14 protein-coding genes are annotated in these 22,399 nt (G+C 47.1%); 2 read left to right on the forward strand and 12 right to left on the reverse strand.

The window, feature by feature from the left end; genetic code table 11:
• Positions 1-11: 11 nt before the first annotated feature.
• From OC538_RS08235 to OC538_RS08245, 3 genes are all read right to left on the reverse strand, one after another.
• A complete protein-coding gene (locus OC538_RS08235) occupies positions 12-1,901 on the reverse strand; it encodes a S8 family peptidase (protein ID WP_262174292.1) in 1,890 nt (629 codons plus the stop codon).
• 72 nt (positions 1,902-1,973) lie between these two features.
• The gene (locus OC538_RS08240; RefSeq protein WP_262174293.1) at positions 1,974-3,485 is read right to left on the reverse strand and encodes an N-acetylmuramoyl-L-alanine amidase; all 1,512 of its coding nucleotides are present in this window, start codon (positions 3,483-3,485) and stop codon (positions 1,974-1,976) included.
• Between the two features lie 244 nt (positions 3,486-3,729).
• Positions 3,730-5,961, reverse strand: a complete 2,232-nt coding sequence (locus OC538_RS08245; RefSeq protein WP_262174294.1) for a 5'-nucleotidase C-terminal domain-containing protein — start codon at positions 5,959-5,961, stop codon at positions 3,730-3,732.
• 583 nt (positions 5,962-6,544) lie between these two features.
• Between OC538_RS08245 and OC538_RS08250 the strand changes: the two genes are divergently transcribed.
• Positions 6,545-6,742: a hypothetical protein gene (locus OC538_RS08250; RefSeq protein WP_262174296.1), complete on the forward strand. Its 198-nt coding sequence runs from the start codon at positions 6,545-6,547 to the stop codon at positions 6,740-6,742.
• A 241-nt stretch (positions 6,743-6,983) separates the two neighbouring features.
• Here OC538_RS08250 and OC538_RS08255 read toward each other — a convergent pair whose 3' ends face one another.
• From OC538_RS08255 to OC538_RS08285, 7 genes are all read right to left on the reverse strand, one after another.
• Positions 6,984-7,352 carry an iron chaperone gene (locus OC538_RS08255; RefSeq protein WP_262174298.1) on the reverse strand — a complete coding sequence of 123 codons (369 nt, stop codon included), beginning with the start codon at positions 7,350-7,352 and terminating at the stop codon, positions 6,984-6,986.
• A gap of 299 nt (positions 7,353-7,651) precedes the next feature.
• Positions 7,652-8,563 carry a DMT family transporter gene (locus OC538_RS08260; RefSeq protein ID WP_262174300.1) on the reverse strand — a complete coding sequence of 304 codons (912 nt, stop codon included), beginning with the start codon at positions 8,561-8,563 and terminating at the stop codon, positions 7,652-7,654.
• 906 nt (positions 8,564-9,469) lie between these two features.
• Positions 9,470-10,912 carry a sodium/pantothenate symporter gene (gene panF, locus OC538_RS08265; protein ID WP_262174302.1) on the reverse strand — a complete coding sequence of 481 codons (1,443 nt, stop codon included), beginning with the start codon at positions 10,910-10,912 and terminating at the stop codon, positions 9,470-9,472.
• On the reverse strand, positions 10,909-11,241 hold the full coding sequence (locus OC538_RS08270) for a YhdT family protein (RefSeq protein WP_251693569.1): 333 nt from the start codon (positions 11,239-11,241) through the stop codon (positions 10,909-10,911). Before OC538_RS08270 ends, panF begins: the two co-directional genes overlap by 4 nt.
• 418 nt (positions 11,242-11,659) lie before the next feature.
• Complete coding sequence (locus OC538_RS08275; protein WP_262174303.1) at positions 11,660-12,631, reverse strand: nuclease-related domain-containing protein; 972 nt, start codon at positions 12,629-12,631, stop codon at positions 11,660-11,662.
• A gap of 432 nt (positions 12,632-13,063) precedes the next feature.
• On the reverse strand, positions 13,064-13,819 hold the full coding sequence (locus OC538_RS08280; RefSeq protein WP_262174304.1) for a S16 family serine protease: 756 nt from the start codon (positions 13,817-13,819) through the stop codon (positions 13,064-13,066).
• Between the two features lie 482 nt (positions 13,820-14,301).
• Positions 14,302-14,907 (reverse strand): PolC-type DNA polymerase III, encoded by a 606-nt coding sequence (locus OC538_RS08285; protein ID WP_262174305.1) that lies wholly within the window; start codon positions 14,905-14,907, stop codon positions 14,302-14,304.
• A gap of 226 nt (positions 14,908-15,133) precedes the next feature.
• Here OC538_RS08285 and OC538_RS08290 point away from each other — a divergent pair, with 226 nt between their 5' ends.
• Positions 15,134-16,621: an MDR family MFS transporter gene (locus OC538_RS08290; protein WP_262174307.1), complete on the forward strand. Its 1,488-nt coding sequence runs from the start codon at positions 15,134-15,136 to the stop codon at positions 16,619-16,621.
• Positions 16,622-16,741: 120 nt separating this feature from the next.
• On the opposite strand, the gene OC538_RS08295 is transcribed toward OC538_RS08290, so the two are convergent.
• Both OC538_RS08295 and OC538_RS08300 read right to left on the reverse strand, forming a co-directional pair.
• Positions 16,742-20,635, reverse strand: a complete 3,894-nt coding sequence (locus tag OC538_RS08295) for a S8 family serine peptidase (RefSeq protein WP_316044285.1) — start codon at positions 20,633-20,635, stop codon at positions 16,742-16,744.
• Between the two features lie 584 nt (positions 20,636-21,219).
• Positions 21,220-22,335 carry a polysaccharide deacetylase family protein gene (locus OC538_RS08300; protein ID WP_262174309.1) on the reverse strand — a complete coding sequence of 372 codons (1,116 nt, stop codon included), beginning with the start codon at positions 22,333-22,335 and terminating at the stop codon, positions 21,220-21,222.
• Between the last annotated feature and the right edge of the window lie 64 nt (positions 22,336-22,399).

Consider the following 22,399-nt stretch of genomic DNA (forward strand, 5'->3'; position numbering starts at 1 on the left):
CCCCCGATTTTTCACTTGAACGCATCTTCTTGAACCCTAGCCAGGAATACTGCGAAATCCGCCCGGCTCATTTGGTCATTCGGCTTAAAGGTGCCATCCGTGTAGCCGTTTGTGATTTTGGCAGAGACTAGTGCATTCACTGCGCTGTAGGAAGCCATTGAAGGATGACTGTCTGTGAATCTATTGACATTATCTGATTTCAGCTTAAATGCGTTTGAAATGAGAATTGCCATTTCACCGCGTGTCACTTTTTGTTCGGGCTTGAATGTCCCATCTTTGAATCCGGAAAGGATCTTTTCTTCCTTTAAAGCTTGAATATAGCCCCCGGCGAAAGAAGTCGGTGAGACATCCTTAAAGGCAACCGCCGTAGCTTTTTCCGGATAACCGAGCGCCCTGCCGATAATCGCTGCCGCCTCTGCTCTTGTAATGTTTTCGTAAGGGCGGATTGTGCCGCCCGGGAAGCCTTTCAATTGGCCTTTATACGTGAGGAATCCGATTGAACCTGCAAATCGTTGACTGTTGTTCATATCCGTGAAAACAGGCGATGGCATTCTGTATATCTTCTTTTCTTGCCAAACTGCGCCTTGGTCGATCTTTGTCTTCACCAGAACTTCAAGATCACCAGCGACTCCATAGATCTCCCACTTTCCATCAGTTCGATGCAGAACGTTGGCTCCGTCGATTTGAACGTCCTTGTTTCCGCTATATTGAAGCGTCAATTTACCGGGTTCCGATTGCACTGTAAAATCAACCGTATTATCAAAGGAAGGTTTGTATTGGATGAGGCCATGACCAAAAACGTCATCTCTCCCTTCCTTTCCGAGGTCCTTGGCAGTTCTCGCAATCAGCTGGCGCAATTCGTCATTATTCATGTGTGGAAATCGTTCTTTATAGAGTGCTAGGATACCCGATACATGGGCTGTCGCCATGGACGTGCCGGATAGACGCGTATAGCCATCCGCTTTTCCGTCCTCGAAGTCCCATTTCATCGGATATGTGCTGAAAATTGACGCACCAGGAGCTGCAATCTCAATTTCCTTTCCGACCGCGCTATTTTTCAGCTTTGTCAAGTCTGCATTGACTGCTGCTACAGCGATAACAGAATCATATTTTGCCGGGTACATGACCGTGCTATTCGCCTGATCGCCATTATTTCCGCCGGAGGCGACAATGAGGACGCCTTGTGCATATGCTTTCTGAAGCGCTTTTTCTAGTGCGGGATCATCTTGGTCAGTTGTAATGCTCAAATTCAGAATATCGATTTTTTGCTTCATCGCCCAATCGATTCCGTCTATTAAACTATTGGTCGTTCCGACTCCGAAACTATTAAGTGCCTTGATGCTATAAAGTTCGACGGAGGGGGCAATCCCTACAACGCCCGTCTGATTGGCCAGAGCTGCAATGACGCCTGCAACATGGGTTCCGTGTCCATTGTCATCGTCATAGGAGACGACCATTGCGCATTCCGTTTTCATGGAACAATAACCTCCTTTGACACGGAGGTCACGATGTTTCACGTCGATTCCGGAATCAAGGACTGCAACCTTAACGCCTTTACCAGTATAAGGGGAAGTGCTGCCTCTTGTGGTGTTAATCAGCGTGCTGGAGGCAAGATCTTTTTCAGTGCTTTTTTGATATGATCTATTGCTTTGAATTACGATATTCGGAAATGTTTTTTCTAATTTGGCAAGCTCGGTGGTTGATAGCGAGACAGATAGTATATCGAGTGATGGATACATTTTTTCGATGTGCATGCCACTTTCATTCATATACTCCATCAGTTCGGCCTGTTTTCCACCGCTTATTAGATACTCATCCTGCTTCTCCTGAGCCATCGTCTGGGGTTGCAATGCGAATATAAGCGTAATTGCGATTGCAATGGTTGTAATATATTTCTTCATTGCCTTCACCGTCCTCTTCAAAATAACTATAAAAGAAGCCCTCTAGAACGAAATTCCAGTAGGGCTGTTAATTTACTTATTAATGATATTTTTTGATGGGGTCGCATTGTATTTCGAGTAAAGAGGCGATACCTCTGAACGACCCTCAAAGTGATACAGATAATCGAGAGTTCCTAGGAACACTGCTTTTGCCATTGTTTCACGATGTGCAGGAGATTTGATGTACTGTGCATCTTTTGCATTATCGATGAAACCAACTTCAATCAATGTTGCAGGCATCGTATTTTCACGGATGACATGCAGTGATTTGCTTTGGACGCGTCGGTCTGGAAGATTCCAAGCTTCGAGCATCCTATTCTGGATATACGTTGATAGCGCTTTGGATTCTGACACGTTCGGATTACGGGCAGCACTGTAATAGAATGTCTCTATGCCGGAAGCTTTTCCGTTAAATGCATTGGCATGGACACTTACGAATAGGTCAGCCTTATTTCTCTGTGCAAATTGAACACGCTGTGATAGTTCAAGGAAAACGTCTGTCTCCCGCGTCAGCTTGATATTGATCGGTGTGCCTTGGAAATAGTTTTTCATCCGTTTCGATATATCAAGGACGATGTCTTTTTCACGCATACCATTTCCAGCTGCTCCGGGATCTTTTCCGCCATGACCCGGGTCAATGACGATCGTCAGTTGATTCAAAGGCTTTTTGCCACTGATGGGGCCAGTGACGGGACCCGTGATGACACTGATTGGATCTTTGATATTACTAATAGAAGGCTGATCGGTGGATAGGTAATCACCATGAATGAAACCAGAGTCATTTCCAACTTTTGCATAAACCCAGTTTCCAACAGTGTACGTAATGTCAACCGGGTAGCCACTGAATAATTTCATTGTTACATCATAGCCTTCAGATGGGCCTGTCCTCATGTTGAGGGATGTGTCTTCATTTACATCGACATACATTGATGTGGCTGTCATATCTTGGCTTTTCGTACGGAAATCCGCATTGACGGCGCGAGCTAGGAATACGGCGAAATCGCCACGTTTCATAAGTTCCTCGGTACCGAAGTTCCCTTTACCTACTCCTTCTGAAATACCTTTGGCCATGAATTCTTGTGCCGCTGCATTCGTCGTATCGGATTGGTAACCGAATGCCCTGCTGATGAGCAAAGCCATCTCTCCACGTTTCAATTGCTTTTCAGGCATGTACAAATATGTTCCGTCTTCCTGTTTGTATCCGAAGATGATGCCACGATTCACAGAGTCTTCTATGTATCCTGACGCAAAGTGATCGGTTGGAACATCCGGAAATCTAGTATTGACAGGGACTCCTTGCAATTGGACCGCTTTACCGATCATCGCTGCGGCATGCGCCCGTGTCATAGGTGCATCGGGGTCAAATCTGCCTGGGATGTCGAATGTTGTTATATTGCCTTGCTGAAGATAGCTAATCTCTGTATATGCTCTATGTGTAGCAGGGATATCCACAAAACCGGAAGCAGCTGAGGCATATTTAGGTGTGAAAAGGTCCAATGAAAAAATCAATAGAAGCGACAACAAAAACAAAACAATTTTTTTCATCTAAGACTGTACTCCTTTGTGGAAAATGTTTCTCTTAGTCTACCATATCGAATCTCATAATAATATGTTTCATTCGGACTAATTTCAAATTTCTTGGGATTTTGTGTCTAAAAGGGGTGCCGAACGGGTATGGAATGAGATGTAATAGGTCGCATTTAGGCGATTAGGATAAAAGATTGGTGACTAGATATCAAAAAAGCCCTGCTCCAGTCGAAATGGAGCAGGATTTTCTATTTTTATCTTATTATTTTTTGAAGCCGTTTTGTTGTGTTGCTAGAGTTGTGTCGATGATGCGGCCTTCTACAGTTGGATTGACCTCTTTTCCAAGAGTCTTTACATATTCTATGAAGTTTTCATAGTCTACGAAGCCTGGCTCGGATACTTTTCCGGCTTTGTATGCATTGCCAAGCTGTTCGAATCCGTCTCCGCCTTTAGCTGTGAATGAATTCGTAGCGATGAAATATGTTTTTGTTTTATCGAGATCCACATATTTGTCGCCTTCAAGCACTTGAGCGGATTGGATGCGCTCCCCTTTTGCTTTCGAGCTATCATACGTGAATTTCATGCCCGAAACGTGGAGGAATGCACCGTTTTCCTTCAATCCTTTTCCACCTTCGATTGCATCTGCTCCTACGCTATGCTCAAGTGTTTTCAGAAGATCCGCACCTGATAGCTCTACGATGGCCAATGCGTTTCCGAATGGCATAACTTTCAGGACTTTTCCTGTTGTAATGTCGCCTGCATCAATATGAGTACGGATACCGCCGCCGTTCTGGATAGCGATTGACGTCTTATCATTGATGGACTTCGCTTTCCAAAGCATTGCGTCGGTCATTAAGTTTCCTAGGTTCGTTTCATTATGGCGGACGCTTGAAACGCCTGTATTATCGGAATCCCGTTTTCCGTCAAGTAGAGCTTTTGCAGTAACGCCAATAGAGCTTTCCTTAATCTCCTTCACTTTCTTCGTGAATGGCTCCAATACTTTCGCTGCATCTTTGTCCGCAGCGATCGGGAAGTCTTTCACGGTAGGATCAGTTGCGATCAACTTTCCAGCGTGCGAATAGATCTCACCTTTGGAGTTGAATTTAACGTCCAATGTGCCGAGCGCTTTCGCGTATTCATGTGCTTGGACGATGATTGTCACGCCTTTGCCTTCGTTTACGACTTTTGGTTCACCGATGGAAGAGTGTGTATGTCCTCCGACGATGATGTCGATGCCTGCAACTTGTTTCGCAAGCTCTTGATCATTGTCCCAGACGAGTGAATCATCGAATCCGATATGTGTGAGTGCAATGATTTTATTAACACCTTGATCTTCAAATGCCTTTACTGAAGCTTTCGCACGATCGATATAGTTTTCAAACTTTACCTCGCCTGTGCTTGAAATGGTAGGCGTTTCTTCAGTTGTCAGACCGAATACGCCGACTTTTTGACCGTTCACATCGATGACAATGCCATTGTAAATATGACCGTCTTTATAGTTGTCTGATACTTTTCTTGTTTGCAGCCCGTCGAACAGCTTGTCCTTCGAGAAGTCTACGTTTGCTGAGACGAACGGGAATTTCGCCGCTTTCACGAATTCCTGAAGCTTTTGATGTCCTTCTTTTGTGCTGCCCAAGTCGAATTCATGGTTTCCGAATGTCATTGCGTCGAAACCGAGTTGGTTCATCATCGCTACGTCTGCAGCCCCATGGAATGCGTTAAAGTAGAGATCGCCTGAGAATGCATCCCCGGCATGAAGGAGAAGATTGTTCTTATGTTTGCTTCTTAATTCATTGACGACTGTCGACACATAAGGAAGTGGATCCAAATATGCGTGATGATCGTTCATATGCATGACCATCAAGTCGATGAAACCAAGACCTTCTTGTGAGCGGAACAGGAACAATGCCATTTCCCCACGAGTGACATTGTCATACGCTCCGAAGTTTGTATCTGTCTTCCCTTGTGTGATGCCAGCCTTCACAAGTGCTTCGACATATTTCGAGAAATTTGAATTGACGTCTTTGAATTTTGTTGACTTCACATTATTATCGATTGAAAGATTTGCAGCATTTGCAAGCACTTTTGCCATTTGGTTGCGTGTCAATAACTCGTCCGAGCCGAATTCGTTGGCATTCAGGCCATCGATGATTCCTGCTTCGACAAGCGCATTGACTGCCCATTTCGCTCGTGTAGGCACGTCTTTGAAGCCAGCATCTTTGTATGTTTTGCTAGCATCGAACCCGAGTGCCGTCGCGATTTGAACTGCTGCATCCGCACGTTTGACTGAATCAGTCGTGCCGAATTGGTCAGGTGTGTATCCTCTCGAGATGCCGTGTGTGTACAAGAAATCTACCGCATTTTGATAGTTTTTTGATACGTCCTTAAATGTGGCTGTAGCGGCTGAAGCTGACGGAACTGCTACCGCAGTCACGACTGCTGCTGCGATGATTGATGTTGCTAGAAACTTCTTACTTTGAACTGGTTTGCGCAAATTATTTCCCCCTCTTTCAATGTTTGTAAAGATTCATAACTATTTTACCATTGTTCTGAGTATTGCACTATGAGGAATGTTAGATTTTGCAAAAAGACTTTTGAGGGGTGTGAATCGGGTTGGACGCGGGAAGTTCGAGTTGTCCCCTACACTTCGGATCGCGCTGAATGGTTTTGACAAATTAGGGGTTGGTTCGGGGGCTTATGCGTGAGTTTGGGGATTTATGCGCTTCTGGACGGATTTATGCGTGAGTTTTGGAGATTATGCGTTTCTGGGCGGGTTTATGCGTGAGTTTTGGAGGTTATGCGTTTCTGAGCGGGGTTATGCGTGAGTTTGGGAGTTTATGCGTTTCTGGGCGGGGTTATGCGTGAGTTTTGGAGGTTATGCGTTTCTGAGCGAGTTTATGCGTGAGTTTTGGAGGTTATGCGTTTCTGGGCGGGTTTATGCGTGAGTTTCTATTGTAGAACGTTGGATTTAGCATGTATAAATCATGTTATAGGTTTTCTGAATCGTTTTTCGCTTTTATGTACGGATAAATAATGACAAACCACATATCCTATCCTTGTTGAGGAGGTGAATCGTCATGGCTAACCAACAATATGGTAAGAACCAACAAAATAATAAAAATGTTGCGGAAGGCGTTAAAAATACAGCTGGATCCGCATTCGAGACAGCTCATAATGCTTTGGAAACAACGGAAGATATTGCAATGAAGACTGTAGATGCGACTAAAAATGTGGCACAGAACTTGAAAGATAACATGAAGAAACAATCAAGATAATTAATTATGATTATGTTAAACGCCATTTTCTGGCGTTTTTCTTTTTGCGCCCGAATGGTTGAAGACTGTAGATGAGATTTACTTATGCCGGATTTCTCAAAAACATCTTTTAGAGGCGCGGGAGGATTTTGTGATGAGCATCGGCTCGTCGCGATGAATGCTTTTGACAAATTAGGGGTTAGTTCGGGAGGTTATGCGTGAATTTCAGAGTTAAAAAAGCTTACTTTGAAAGGTAAGCTTTTTATCGCCAAAAAGTTGTGCATTCTGCTTTGTCTGTGATGTTATAGTCGATCATTTTCTTGAGTAATTCGAAGTCGAACGGACGGTTCCATGGGAATTGGACTAGCATTTTGGTGTGCTTGTAGCCGGCCTCCACGATCTGGTCGGAGAAGTGGACGACTCCTGCTTCTTCAGGAGATACGGCCATATGCTGTTTCGATACGCTGAAGCCGATGATGTATGTGCCGTGATCGGTGAACATCGGTTGGTTCCATTTGATTACTGGCGTCAGTTCAGGATATTTCGTTTTTACCCACGTTAACACTTCTTCTGTTCTCGCCCGATGTTCAGGGTTATCGATTTTCGTTAGAAATTCTGCGAATACTTCCATGTGGAAACCTCCTATTTTCAATTAGATTATCTAAATTGCATTATATAGGCTTGTCTTGTTGGTTGGCAATGATGTGGCGGTCGCGGGAGTTTACTGAGATAGCCCTCCCCTGTTCGCGCTGAATGGTTTTGACAAATAATGGGGTTGAGTTGGAGACGTTATGCGTGAATTTGGGAGTTTATGCGTTTCTGGGTGGATTTATGCGCGGATGGCGGCGGTTATGCGTGGAGTTTGGGATTTATGCGTGCTTAGGGGAGTTTATGGACTTTTGGAAGTGTTTATGCGGAATTGAGCCGTCGTTAGGACGGCTCGGGTTTGGTTTTGCGTTTTTTCCATAGATCTTCAGCTGCGCCGGAGCCTAGGATGACGCCGATGATGATCAGTACAAAGCCGATCAAGTGGCGGCTGGTGATGATTTCTCCGAGGAAGAGCGCTGAGCCCACGAGGGAGAAAAGTGTGTTCAGGTTCATGAAGATCGCGGCTTTGGCTGGACCGATTTGACCGACTGAATAGTTGTATAGCATATGTCCTACGGCCGTCGCGAAAATGGCGCTTGCGGCGAAGACGATCCAGAAGCTTAGCGGGACTGTTGTGAATTTGACGAGTTCACCGGGCTCTTGGATGAGGCTGATGACGAACAATAATAGACTTCCGACGGTCAGCATGTACGCGGTGAGAACCCTTGGGTCAAGCGTCCTTGCTGCCTTAGCGATTACCAAAAAGGAAAGGACTTGTGCAAGGATGGCGAAGAAGATGAATGCGTCGCCGAGTTTGAGGCCGGTAAAGCTGTCGCCGCCTGCGAGGACGACGGATCCGATGCCGATGAAGCCTACTGCCGCACCGATCCATTGGATTCTGGTCGGGTAGTTGCGCAGGATGAGTGCTGTGCATATTGCTGTTAGGACTGGGCCGGTTCCGAGGATGAGGCTGGCGTTGGTGCCGGTTGTGCGGAAGAGGCCCATGTTGAGGAAGTAGTGGTGGAGGACGACGTTGAGTGCGGCTCCGCCGATTATGTATGTCCATTCTTTTTTGGTTGGGAGTCGGAGGAGTTTGAGGGCTCCGAGGATGATGAATACGGTGATGCCTGCTGTCAGGACGCGGAGTGCGGTCATGGTGACGGGATGCATGAAGGTGAGCATGTATTTGAGCATGGGGAGGTTGGCGCCCCAGAGGAGCATGGTGATAGTGAGGAGTGTGTAGAGTTTCCACATGTTGGTTGCCTTCTTTCTAGGTTTCAATAGAGTCTAGTTTAGCATATGGGGTGGGGTTATGCGTGAGATTTTGGATTATGCGCGAATGGCGGTTTTTATGCGTTTCTGGTGGGTTCACGCGAAGGTACACATATGGTGGATTGCAGGGATATTTAGTTGCATAAGGAAGATTATCGGCATCTAAAATTATGGGAATATTAGTTCGCTTTCGCTGCAGTAGAATGATAGAATATAAGTTGCAGCGGCATTTAGCGGATGGATGGTTGGCACTCCCTTGCGAAGGGGGGTGATCATATATGGTGACTTACGAAACAATGAATATCCTTGTGCAGTTAGGTATATTGCACGCACTCTGGGCTACGGCTGTGATTGCGACGATTGCATTGTTCACCAAAAGAAAGTAACCACCCTCCGCTAACCGACAAGTAAGCAAGGTGGTTACTATTTCACTTTCGCAATCTGGTCAACCGCACTTCTTGCGGATGTCAGCTGCAATTATTAAATTGACTGGGCGTTATGCGACGCTCAGTCTTTTTTAGTATATGTTAAGTGTAGCATATGTATAAGGGGATTTCACTTTTCAGATCTATCCTGTTCTCTTCAATTCTCAAATAAATACCATTCCGCAGGTCTGGGCAAAGCCCAGGGTCTTAATAAATTATTCTACAGCAATCGCGGGTGACTCGTGAGGAACTGCCCTTCTCTGTCCGCGCCAAATGGTTTTGACAAATTAGGGGTTGGTTGTAGGCGTTATGCGTGATTGTAAGAGTTTATGCGCGTTTGCCGGCGTTTATGCGTGTATAGGGAGATTTATGCGTATGTAGGCGTATTTATGCGTGAGTTTTTCAGTTTATGCGTTTTTGAGATGGGAAAGCGGACTCTCGGTTATGGGAGTCCGCTTTTCATTCAGAATCTGAAGGCTTTTCGCTGGATGGCGAGGGAGCCGATGATGTAGGCGATCAGGGACAGGACGACGGGGATCGTTACTGTGTGGACGCCTAGTAGGTTGCCGTATGCTGCGTTGTAGAAGTGGATTGCGATGTAGCTGGCGATGCCGGTGATCATGCTGAGTATTGCTCCGTGTTTGTTGCCGTATTTCCAGTAGAGTCCCAGGACGATTGGCCAGATGAAGGCGGCTTCGAGTCCTCCGAAGGCGAATAGGTTCAGGAATATGAGCAGGTCGGGCGGCTGCAGGGCGAGCAGGAAGACGATGATTCCCAGGATGCCGGTGACGCCGATGCTTATCTGTTTGACCCGTTTTTCGGTTGCTTCCGGTTTGATGAAGTTCAGGTAGACGTCTTTGACGATCGCTGAGCTGACGAGCAAGAGCAGCGAGTCGACGGTCGACATGATGGCCGCCATCGGTGCCGCGAGGACGATGCCTGCGAGCCACGGAGGCAATACTTCGAGCGCGATTAACGGAATGACTTTGTCCCCTACGTCGATGCCCGGCATGACGGGGCGCGCGAAGACGCCGATCAGGTGCATGTTGAGCATGATGAAGCCGGTGACGATTGTTCCGATGACGAGTGCCCGGTGCATGGCGCGGGAGCTTTTGTAGCTCATGGCGCGGACGGCCATTTGCGGGAGGCCGACAACTCCGACGCCGACGAGTATCCAGAAGGAGGATACGTATGCGGCGGTGAGGGTTCCGTCTGCCCCGAATGGCGTGACGAGTCTCGGGTTTTCATTCAATAGATCCTGCATGATGGCCGGGACTCCACCGCCCGCGATGATGACGCCGATGAGCAGGATGAGTGTTCCGACGACCATGATTGCTCCTTGGACGGCGTCGGTCAGTGCGACGGCGCGGAATCCACCGATCGTGACGTAGACGAGGACGGAGATCGCGAAGATGAAGAGCGCCGTCGTGTACTGAAGCCCGGTTAGCGATTCGATGAGCCGTCCCCCGCCGACCCATTGCGCGGTCATGGCGGAAAATAGGAAAATGATGATGGCGATGGCTGATAGGATTGCGACAGCCGGGCTGTTGTAGCGCGCCTTCAGGAAGTCGATCATCGTGACGGCGTTGTATTTGCGGCCGAGGATGGCAAATTTTTTCCCGAGGATGAGCAGGACGAAATAGCCGGTGACGACTTGGGTCATGGCGAGCAGGATCCAGCCGAAGCCGACTGTGTAGGCGGTTCCGGGTCCCCCGAGGAAGCTCGATGCGCTGCCGTATGTGGCGACCATTGTCATCGCAAGGACGAAGCCGCCGAGTTCGCGTCCTCCGAGGAAGTATTCTTGGAGGAATCCGCCGGTTGAGGTCATCTGTTTTGACGCGATGAAGCCGATGGCGAAGATCGCGATCAGAAAGATTACGAGCGGGATGATGACTTGGATGTTCATTTTGTCGGTGATTCCTCCTTTGGTGTTACGTTTGGGTCCGCGTACGGATCCGCGTCGAGCGGGACTTCCTTCAGGACGTATTTCGTGATGATGATGACGATGACGGACATCAGGATGAAGCCGACGACGCAGCTGTAGAAGAACCAGTCGGGCAGGCCGAGGATGTATGTATATTCTTCGGGTGGGCGGGAGCCGAGTCCGTAGGCGAAGCCGTACCACCAGATGAAGTTGAAGATTGCGAGTGCGACGCCGATGAGTGCTTCTTTGTGCGCGATTTTGAAGCGCGGGTCCGGCTTGTATTGATCGGGCGGCGTTTGTTTGGCGGGCATTTTTAGGTGCTCCTTTCTATTTGGAGTTCGATTTAGGTCTTTGAGGTTGATTATACAGGAATTCCTTGTTTTAGGGAGGGGGTAATTGGAGATTGATAGATATTGGGAGTGCGGGGGTGCGAGCCGTTATGCGTGAGTTTTGGGATTTATGCGTGGATGGCGGCGGTTATGCGTGATTCTGCGGATTTATGCGTGAATGCGGGAGATTATGGACTTTTGATGGCGTTTATGCGTTTTTGGAGGAGTTTATGCGGCTTTAGGGAGGGGCGCGGAGTTTCTTCTATATAAATAGGGAGTGTGGATCGCGCTGAATGGTTTTGACAAATTAAGGGGTTCGATCGGAGAGGTTATGCGTGAATGGGTGGATTTATGCGTAATTAATTGAAAAGGAAATAACGCTCCTCAGTGGGAGCGCTATTTATGGAGTTGGAGATTTTTCTTTCATTATTATATAGTGTGCCGCTTTTCGTTCTCCGATGAGTTGCAGGCCTGATTTGGCGAGGAGGCCGCGGGCGACATTGCGGTTGTTGAGCTGGGTGAAGTAGCGGAATTCGCGGTTTGTCATTTTCGGTTTGATGAGCATGAACCAGTCTTGGACGGTTTGAAGGTGTTCGTTTTTTCCGGTGTGGCCGCATGATTGGCAGTTCCACTTTTCCCTCCCCCACTGCATGCCTGGCCGGTCGCATCTTGGGCAGATGACGCCGGGCGCGATGTCTGCGGGGTCGATGTCGTATAGGTCGGCGAGTGGGAATGGATTGTAGTCTTTATAGTGTTCGAGTAAGGCGAGCGCCAGGTTATGGACTGCGTGTCCGTCGAGAATGTGTTCATTCACGGGCAATGAAAGGAAATGAGCGGGTGCTTCGTATGTGAGCATTGTTTTCATTTCTGGTGACGGGTGCTCGATGGCGAGTTCGTTGGTGTGTGCGAATGTGAGGATGCCGTCGATGGGGATTTGGATGCTTCGATTGTCGAGCCAGTTTTTGAGCAGGTGTATTTTCCGTTCGACTTCGGTGTATGGATTGCGCATCGGTCTGCGGTCGCCGTTTTGGAACACTCTGATGAATTGGGTCGGGTTCGCTTTTATGACCGTTTTGTCTTTGTGATTCTTTACTTCAACGATGGTGATTGATGATGGCGTGATGAGCAGCGAGTCGATTTGGAAATAGACGCCGTCTTGCTGCAGGTAGAGGTCGTGGAGTATGGCGTGCGGGTAGTCCGGCTGGAATTCTGTGATGTAGGTATCGAATTCGAGTTCGCCGTTGTAGCCTGCTTGGTAGATGAACAGGTTCTTTTGGACGGCGTTCTTTTTAGCGTGGTTGTGCGGCAGGCGTTTGTCCAAGGATATGAGTGCTTTCAGTTCGTTTGGCATTGTCCTTTTTTTGTAGATCAATTTTTCATCACCTCATGTTTAGTTTAGCTTGCTTCGTGTCCAATTGGAATACTTTGGATGAAGATTGCATTTTGGGCCGTTTTCGGCGTTTAAAAATAGATTTTGAGCTGATTTTGCGGGTTAAAAATGGATTTTGCTAGTTTGATTGATAGAGTTTATGCGTGGATGCATGGGAATATGCGGAGATTTTTTGGGTTATGCGTGAATTTTGGAGGTTATGCGTGCTTGGGGATGGTTATGCGCTTTTCCGAGGAGTTATGCTTGTTTGGAGGGATTTATGAGTGGATATCTTCATTTATGCGTAATTGGAGTGATTTATGAGTGAATGGACGGATTTATGCGCGAGTCGATGTTGGGCGTGGTGAGTTGCTTGATTAGTGTGCCCCGGCTCGCGCTGAATGGTTTTACAAATTAATGTTTTTTATGTGATTGTCATTGGTCGTTAAGTTCCTTAATCGCCATTACTGCTTCATCAATATGATGAACAGGGAGGATTTCAATTGCTAGATTTTCTCGTGCTTTTACGGTTTCCGCTTCTTCCCTATTTGCATACGGAACGATGATATACGGAAAACCGTTTTGTTCCGAGATCATCATCTTTCCTGCTATTCCGCCCACTTGATTGACATCCCCATTAGGTTCTAACGTTCCCGTGACGCCGAGTGGAATCCGGTTATGCAAGCTGCTTTGATGGACCATCGCTGAAAGTCCTAACGCGAGACCGGCACTATCTCCACGGAGATTATCACGATTAAGAAAATCATTGATAACTTTAATATCTTCCCGAATAAAACCTTTTACATTCTCCCCCATAACGTGAAATTGCTCTTTGCCAAATCCCAGAAAATGTATTATTTCTTTTGATTTACTATTATATCTATCTCGATTTTTAATTTTATACAAATCGAATAGTTGAATACCATCTCTTTCGTAAATATCCCTAACCATTTTCTCCTCATCCACGTAATGAATATCGCTAAGGCCTATCGCCAAGATATATATCCCGGAATTTTGTATAATTTCCTCCGGCTCTCTGTAAACCTCTGCAATATAGGTATTACTCTCATAATCCAAGAGAAGCGATTCATAACCGAAAAAGAGAGACAGTACTACAATCACCAAAAAGGCTATAAGGCTTTTTAACTTATCTTTCCGGAAAATAATTAATGCGATAGCTGCAATAATCATGAGCCCAACTAATGCCCCTAAGTATAGAAAACCGTTTAGATAATCCATGTAATATGCATTGCCGAGTATCCAATAGATCGGGACTACTATGAAAATGCTGTACACAAATGCCAACAGCTTGGTCGAGCGGTCTAGTGATTTGTTCTGCTTCTTCAAATTGATAGTTCCTTTCCTAAACCTGTTTTGTTTTCCATCTATTTCATAGTATCACTTACATATGTTCTTTTGAATACTCCAATAGAGGTCGCGGAGTATTGTTTGTCGTTCACTATCCCCGTTCGCGCAGAATGGTTTTGACAAATTAAGGGGTTGATTGCGGGCGTTATGCGTGTTTGAATGCGTTTATGCGCTTCTGGAGCTGGTTATGCGTGAGTTATTGGATTTATGCGTGATTTGACGGGTTTATGCGTTTTTGTGGGGATTTATGAGTTTCTGGAGCTGTTTATGCACTTTTCATTTAAAAAACCGCCAGTTTTGGCGGTTTATTGGGTGCAGTATTGGTAGATGGCGGCGGTGGCTAGGCAGTCGCCGATTGCATCGTGGGCGTCGTGTTCGAGTTGGAGGTGCTTAGCCAGGGTGCCGAGTTTGTGGTTCGGCGTTTCTGTGATGGCTTTGCGTGCCAGTTTGACGGTGTCGATGACGGTGTATTCGGGAATCTTGATGCCTTCGAGGTTGTCGAGGGCGTATAGGAAGCCCATGTCGAAGCTGGCGTTGTGGGCGACGATGGGCAGGTCGTCGATGAATTCGATGAGTTCGTCGATTTTTTGTTCGATTGTCGGTGCATAGTGGACCATTTCGTTCGTGATTCCCGTGAGCCGGGTGATGGTAATCGGAATGTGTCGCTCCGGATTAATGAATGTGTTGATGAATTCCATCTGCTCGTGATTGATGTATTTGAGGGCGCCGATCTGGATGATGCGGTCTGCGCCAGCTCGGAAGCCTGTTGTTTCGAAGTCGAGGACGATGTAGTCTTTGACGTGCCTGGATGTTGTTTTATATTTCTTGACCCTTGAAGCGCGGCGGGCGCCCCAGTTTTGGATGTCCGTCTTGGTCTGCAGCAGCTCGGCGGCTTTACGATTCGGGCTCATCTTGGATGCACATCCTTTATTTTTCTCGTTTGTTTCATTTCTATTACTATATTACACTTTATTCGAACTATTAAACTACTATTGTGTTTTTAAATCGGTAATCTTTGAAAAGCATTGCCAATTGCCCATCGGCATGTTATTATTGTCCTCTTATTTTGAAGCTTCTTTTCGACTACTTTCAAGGAAGAATGCTAATAATATTTAGGTAGACGAGAGGAGTTTTTTTATGCAGGACACTGTGGAACCGAAGAAATATGAGTATTTGGCGGATAATCCGAATGTAAAAGTCATTCCGATCATGCTTTCACTCATCATCGGTGCTTTTTTTGCGATTTTAAATGAAACATTATTGAATATTGCCCTTATTACGCTTATGGATGAGTTTTCAATATCGTTGCCGACTGTGCAATGGATGGCGACGGGCTTCATGCTTGTGATGGCGATCGTCATTCCGATATCTGCGTTGCTTTTACAATGGTTCACGACGCGGCAATTGTTTCTTGGCACGATGACGGTCTTTACGATTGGGACCATTGTGAGTGCCTCCGCCCCGACATTTTCCATTCTGCTTGTCGGACGATTGATCCAGGCGGTTGGAACCGGTTTGCTGATGCCGATCATTTTCAACGTTTTCTTATTGATTTACCCACCGGAACGTCGCGGGAAAGTGATGGGATTGATTGGCCTTGTCATCATGTTTGCACCGGCAATCGGGCCGACACTTTCCGGAGTGATCGTTGAGTATTTCGGCTGGCGTTATTTATTTATCCTCGTCATTCCGTTTGCATTGTTTTCGATTGCGTTTGGTTACAAGCATTTAGTGAATGTGTCGGAAGTGACGAAACCAAAGATTGACGTCATTTCGTTAGTGCTTTCGACACTTGGCTTCGGTGGGATTGTTTACGGTTTTAGTTCTGTCGGAGAAAGTGCGGATGGATTTGCTAGTGTGAATGTGCTGTCCGCATTGATTGTCGGTGTTATTGGCGTCGTCCTATTTGTGCTTCGTCAATTGAAATTGGATGAGCCGGTCATGGATTTGCGGGTATTCCGCTATCCGATGTATACGCATGCAGTCCTCATGTTTTTGATTATCATCATGGCGATGTTTGCATCGGAAATCATTTTGCCGATCTATATGCAAGGTCCTTTGGCTTTGACGGCTGCCACTGCAGGGTTGGTCCTGTTGCCAGGAAGCATTTTGAACGGGGCGATGTCGCCGTTCATGGGCGCTCTTTTTGATAAATTCGGACCGCGTGTCTTGATGATTCCGGCAACGATTGTGTTGAGTGGAACGATGTTCATGATGAGCAGATTGACAGTCGACACGCCTGTTTTGGTCGTTGTCATCGGGTATATTTTAATCATGCTGACGGTGTCGGCAATCATGATGCCTGCGGAGACGAATGGATTGAATCAGTTGCCGAAGAGATTGTATCCGCATGGAACCGCAGTCATGTCAACGTTGCAGCCGGTAGGTGGAGCGATTGGCGTTTCTGTCTTCATCAGTATATTGAATGCTAGGCAGATGAAGGTTTTGGAAGGCTCCGCCACGCCTGAAGATCCAATGACAATCGATTTCGCGATGGTGGCAGGCGTTGAACTTGTTTATTTTATCGCTTTTTTGATGTCAATCGTCGCAGTTGTTTTAGCTTTCTTGGTTTATCGTGCGAAGCCTGAGGTGGAGGAAGAATTACCGAGCGAGCAGGTAAAATAAGCAGGATTTATATAGGGCTGTCCGGAATGTTGATGTATCGACATTCTGTGGCAGTTTTTTTGTGATTAGAAGAGGTTTAAAAAACGAGCCTTTCCGAGATACGGAAAGGCTCGTTTTGGATTATTTGCTGATGGCTACGAAACTGCCGCCAGTGTTTGTTGAGAAGTTGACTTTGCCGTTTTTGACGTTTGCGTTTTTGCTAACTTCTGCAGATGTGGTTGCGTCGATCACACGGACTTGATTGCTGTTCGTGTTGACCGGCATGGCCACTTCAATTGAATGACCAAGGCTTGTAACTTGTTGTTTCGCTTCCCCAATTCCGTTCCAAAGCGTGATTGAGTAGATGTCGGAAACGGCGTTGGCTACTGCTGAAGAGTCATTTCTTGCTACAGAAATTGTGACGTCGCCGCTCAAAGCCTTCAAAGTGTTTTTATGGAGTGTAAATACCGCACCGTCTTTTTGGATAACGACTTCTCTCTTTTGCATTGCCTTCAAAACGTAAGCGTTGATTTCGATGTCGACTTCCCCTTGTATTGAAGACACATCCAGAACGATCGTACCGCTTGATTGTGCTAGCATTTCTTCCGTGACGACGAAGCTGTTGCCCGGCTCTGGCTGCGGCTCTTCAACAGCTGTGACTGCCACTGTTGCCGTGAAGTCGTCGTATGTGACTGTGATTTCAGTCGTGCCTGCTGCAATTGCAGTGACATGGCCGTTTTCGACTGTTGCCACGTTAGTGTCCGCAGACGTGAATGTTGCGTCAGCTGTGACGTCTTTCTCTTCTGTCGTTCCGTCCGCTTTTGTCGTTGTTTCGGTTACTGTCAATTGCTCCGATGCGCCGACTTTAAGCGTTAGTGATTCGTGGTTGACGGAGTATGCAACTTCATCGTCCACTTGGTCTCCAGCGTTGTAGATGATCGCTTCGGCTTTATTGCCAGCTGCGTCTTCGTATTTCACTTTGACCGAGTTATCTTTTTTATTGAGTTCAGGAAGATTGAAAGTAAATGTGCCGTCCTGCTCGAGATTGACTGGGCCGGATGCGACGACTTCTTCACCTTTCAATACTTCGTAAGATGCTATTAGTTTTGTATTGATGTCGTAGCCCATGCCGTACAAAACGAGCTCTTCTTGGTACTGGATGTACGCATCATCGATTTGGCCGGTAGCTGTTGTGCCTTCGACCACACCTTCGATTGTGCCTGCTGTGGATTTGACAACGACTGGTCCGACGTAATCACCGATGACGCCGGATTTTGATACCCCCGTAAAGTCGATTGTGTAGAGGCCGTCCGGAATCCTAGCCGCGCCAGTGCCGCCCCATGGATTGTATTGTCCTGCGACCCGTAATGTGTATGAGCCTGCTCCCAGTGAAGTGCCTGCGTGTAGGTAGCCGATATATCCGTCTCCGTATGCGCCGCCTTCAGGATCCATGATATCCCAAAGCTCAATGTAGTTTGTTGTGACGTCGCCTGTAAGTGTGAAGGAGAGTGTCGCTTCGTCCTTGACACCGTCGCCGTTGAAGCTCAGGTCTGTTTCAGAAATTCTCATGTCTTTTATTGCAGTTGCAGGTGCCCCGCCGAAGTCGGCTGCGAATGGCAATGATGCAGTTGTGCTTCCGCCTTCGATGTTGATGTAGCCGAGGATTTCATCGCCGGTTTTCGTGCTTGCAGCGGATGCTGTCAACGTGACGTTGAGCAATTGCTCTCCGGATAAAGTGAATGTCGGCTTGTCTATTGTGACAGTTGCGTCACCGAAGCCTTTCGTAACTTGTACGGAAGCGTTGTATGTGCCGCCGTTGCCGTTCTCGTTTTTCACGAGAATCTGTTTCGTAACGGAGATGTTTTTATCCAACTTTTGAGGACCAAATGTCACTGTCCCTTTTTTGTTTTCCACTTCCGTTCCATCATTGTTTGCAGTGTCGAGTGCGTATGCAAGGATTTCAGGGTGCGCTGCTTGGTAAGCTTGTACGCGGCCTGCCCCTTGCGCGAATACGTCGTACTTGCCAGTGTCAAGAACCTTGGCTGTGTTGGACAGTGCGACTTTTACGTCGAAGGCGTCCCAATTCGGATTTGCTTGTTTCACTAGCGCCGCGATTCCAGCAATATGTGGTGTGGCCATGGAAGTTCCCGTTTTACGCGTGAAGGCTTGTTCGTAAGTAGCTCCCGGGAAGTCCGCTTTGTACATCGGGATTGTGGACATGATGTTCGTGCCCGGTGCTGTGACGTCAGGTTTGATGTCGAAGTTCGGTGTGGACGGTCCGCGTGAGCTGGAGTTGTTCACTTCGTCGCCTGCTGTCATTGTTTTGTTGAAGTTGCTGAATGAAATTGTGCCTGCTGATTGTGCTAGTGCTGCACGGATTGCTTCGCCGTCCGTTTGGGACATGTCGAATGTCGGGATGAATTCGAATGCGTCTCCAAGGAATGTGCCGGACGGGCCAGGTGCGCCTGTTCCGCCTGCGAAGTTGTGGACGATGATGGCGATTGCGCCGTTTGCTTTCGCAGCTGCGATTTTGTCGACGAATGCGATTTCGCCGCGTGAGACGAGTGCAACTTTGCCGTTTACATCAAGTCCTGCATAGTTAGCTGCTGAACCTACGCCAGGGACTGCGACAATGCTGTATTCGCCGTCAAGTTGTGTGTCGAGGTTAGCGCCGTATGTTGTGCCCATTAGGTTAAGTGTTTTTGATAGATTGTAGCTGCCGGCGTTGATGTTTACGTCGCCGAAGTTGTGCGCTTCAGGGTTCGTCGTATTTCCGACTGCGATGCCGAGGCGGGCTGTTGCTGGAGTGCCCATCGTTCCGCGGTTCGGACCGGAGTTGCCTGTTGCAACGACTGAGATTGTGCCTGCGAGCATGGCGTTGTTGATGGCGAATGATCCAGCGTCTGTTTCAGTGTTTGAGCCGCCACCTAGTGATAGGTTGATGACGTCCATCCCTTCGACGACTGCAGTGTCGATCGCTGCGACGATGCCGGATGTTGCTCCGCTGCCGTAAGCGCCAAGTACGCGGTAAGCGTATAGGTCGACTTTCGGTGCGATTCCTTTAATGCCGTATTCGTTGTTGCCGGCTGCGGCGATTGTGCCCGCGACGTGTGTGCCGTGGGATGTGTAGAATGCGCTGCCGTTCGCGTTGAATTCAGGTGTGCCTGCCGGACGTTCTACAGGTGACGTTTCAGATGCGTCATCATCAGCGCGTGGGCGTGTGTACGTGCTGCTGTTCGGAATGAAGTTTTTTCCGCCTTTGTAGATGCCTTGGAAGTCTGGGTGGTCGGCGTCGATTCCTGTGTCGAGGACGGCGACTTTGATGCCTTGTCCTTCATAGCCTTCTGCCCATAGTGCTTCGATTCCGAGGAAGCCGATGCTTGTGTCCATGGCAGGGCTGACATGTCCATCTTTTGCCTTCTCTTCAAGTTTCGACTCGGATGGAGCTGGTTTTTTTAGGTCTTTTCCAGTGTCGAAAGCGTGGACGATTGTGTCTGGTTCGACGAGTGTAACGCCGTTCACTTCAAGGAGTTTCGGAAGGTCATCGGCTTTGACGGTTCCGGACATCCCGTTGAGTACGGTGTCATAGGAGAAGCCTTCGTTAAATTTGATGCCTTTGATTGCCATTTCTTTTTTGACGGCAGCTTGCTGGTTGCGCACTTTGGATTTCGCTTGTTGTGCTTGCGCGTTGGAGAATGATTTTCCAGCTAGTTTATGGATTCCTTTTTGGAGCCCTACTGATTTTTCGGATAGGTGGATGATGACTGGGACTTGTTGGTTCCCTTTAACGTTTTGGAGCTTTTCATGCAGTTTCGCTTCATCCCCGAGCAGGTTGAGCTGTTCGGCGATTGCGGCTTTTTGCTGCATGATGCTTTCATCTTGGAGGTTCTTTTTGAAAGCTTTTAGTGTTTGAGCTGTTTCGGCAACGCCTTCAGGATCCGTTTTGGCGGATACCGTGAATGGCGTGAACATGGAGAGCACGAGAATAAGTGCTAAAAATGTGCTGAACAGCTTTGTGAGATTATGATTTTTCAAATGCCTATTCCCCCTTAGTAGTTTGGTAGATTACTGCCATTAAACGATATCATAGTGAGATTTATTTGAAAATAGTGATTGTTGCCTCGGGTGGCGAAACTTCAGAAAAATCGTTCTATTGGTATGGATGTTTCTGGATGTGGGTAGTGCGGAAGATTTATGGGTTAAGTTGGAAGTATGAGTATTTAGCTAAGTTGCTTGTCCATGCTTATCGAAGCGGTATTTTACCATTTCATTGGTAATCTATTGGACAGTGCGATTCATTTATGCGTGTATGCAGCGGATTATGCGTGAGTTTCTGGATTTATGCGTGCGTAGCGAGATTTATGCGTGAATATGCCGATTTATGCGTGGAGTTTACGATTTATGCGTGTTTCGCGGAGTTTATGCGTGATTCCTAGGATGTTGGTTGTCGCGATGGATGCTTTTGACCAATTAGGTTTTGATTTATGCGTGAATATGACGGGATATGCGTGGAATTCACGTTTTATGCGTCGCTGTAACGATTTATGCATATTTCGTAGAGGTTATGCGTGATTTCTAGGGTGTTGTTTGTCGAATGCTTTTGACCAATTAGGTTTGATTCAGAGCAGTGGATCGCGCAGGAAGTTCTGGATGATGTGATTGTCGGGCTCGTATGTCTTGAAGTTGTAGCCTTCTTTTTGAAGCCATTCTATGATTCTTGGTAGAGCGATGGTTGTTTGGCTACGGTCATGCAGGAGGATGATGATGTCCTTGTCGCCGGATTTCACGGCTTTTGTGACGCCGTCCTGGACGTTTTTCACGATTTGGCCAGCTTGTTTGTCCGTGTAGCGCCAATCATTGGAGTCGACGTCCCAGTCCCATAGTTTAAGTCCCCGGGCGATGAGGCTTTTTTGCATGCCCGGTGTGACGAGCGGCTTACTGCCGTATGGTACGCGTACGAGATTCGAAGACTTCCCTGTGAGCTGTTCAACGAGTTCGGCGCCGCCAGCCATTTCGGCAATGAATGACTCGGTCGAATTGTAGACGAGTGTCTTGTCGTGCGTCATGCTGTGCGAGCCGATGTAATGGCCACTTTTCGATACGGTGTTGACGATGGATTCGTTCTGTTTCATATGATTGCCGAGGAAGAAGAATGTGGCGGGTACTTTGTACTTTTCAAGTGTCGCGTGGTTGATCAGTGTGAATTGATTCGGACCGTCATCGAACGTCAAATAGACGGTCGGCTTTTTTGTCACAGGAGTTCTTTGTTGCTGTTTTACGTATTCCTTTATGATTTCTTTGTACTCCACGTGGCTCTTATGCGGATAAGTATCTCTATAAATCCTCAATGTTCGATATTCCGGAAAATATTCGAGCTTGAATTCAAATTGGTTTGTCAAATACTTCAGGCTGATTAACAGCTTGCCAGATTCATTGAAAATAAGTGGGTTCTCTGAAGAAGATGCTTCTTGTTCAGCAGGGATTCTAAGTGTAATTTCTTTCCCGTGTTTAGTTAATTTTATTGTTCCTTTTTCTTCTGTAACGGTGATGTACAGGTGTTTGGAAATCTCATCTAAAAGCACCTTCGTATCACCGCTTATGACGTGGATGTTCTCGATCGGCAGCATTTTGTCATGAAGACCGATATAACGCTTTGCCTCACCTTCCGCTGCTGCTTCATTCACTCCAAGTATGAATGAAATTAGTATGATTGCGATTATGACTAGCTTTTTCAATTTATCTACTCCATTTCCACTAGTAGTTTCACTGTTTTAGTATATTAATTGAGTCGGACAAGTA

The sequence above is a fragment of the Saccharococcus sp. Marseille-Q5394 genome, assembly GCF_946901335.1.
GTDB lineage: Bacteria > Bacillota > Bacilli > Bacillales_A > Planococcaceae > Sporosarcina > Sporosarcina luteola_C.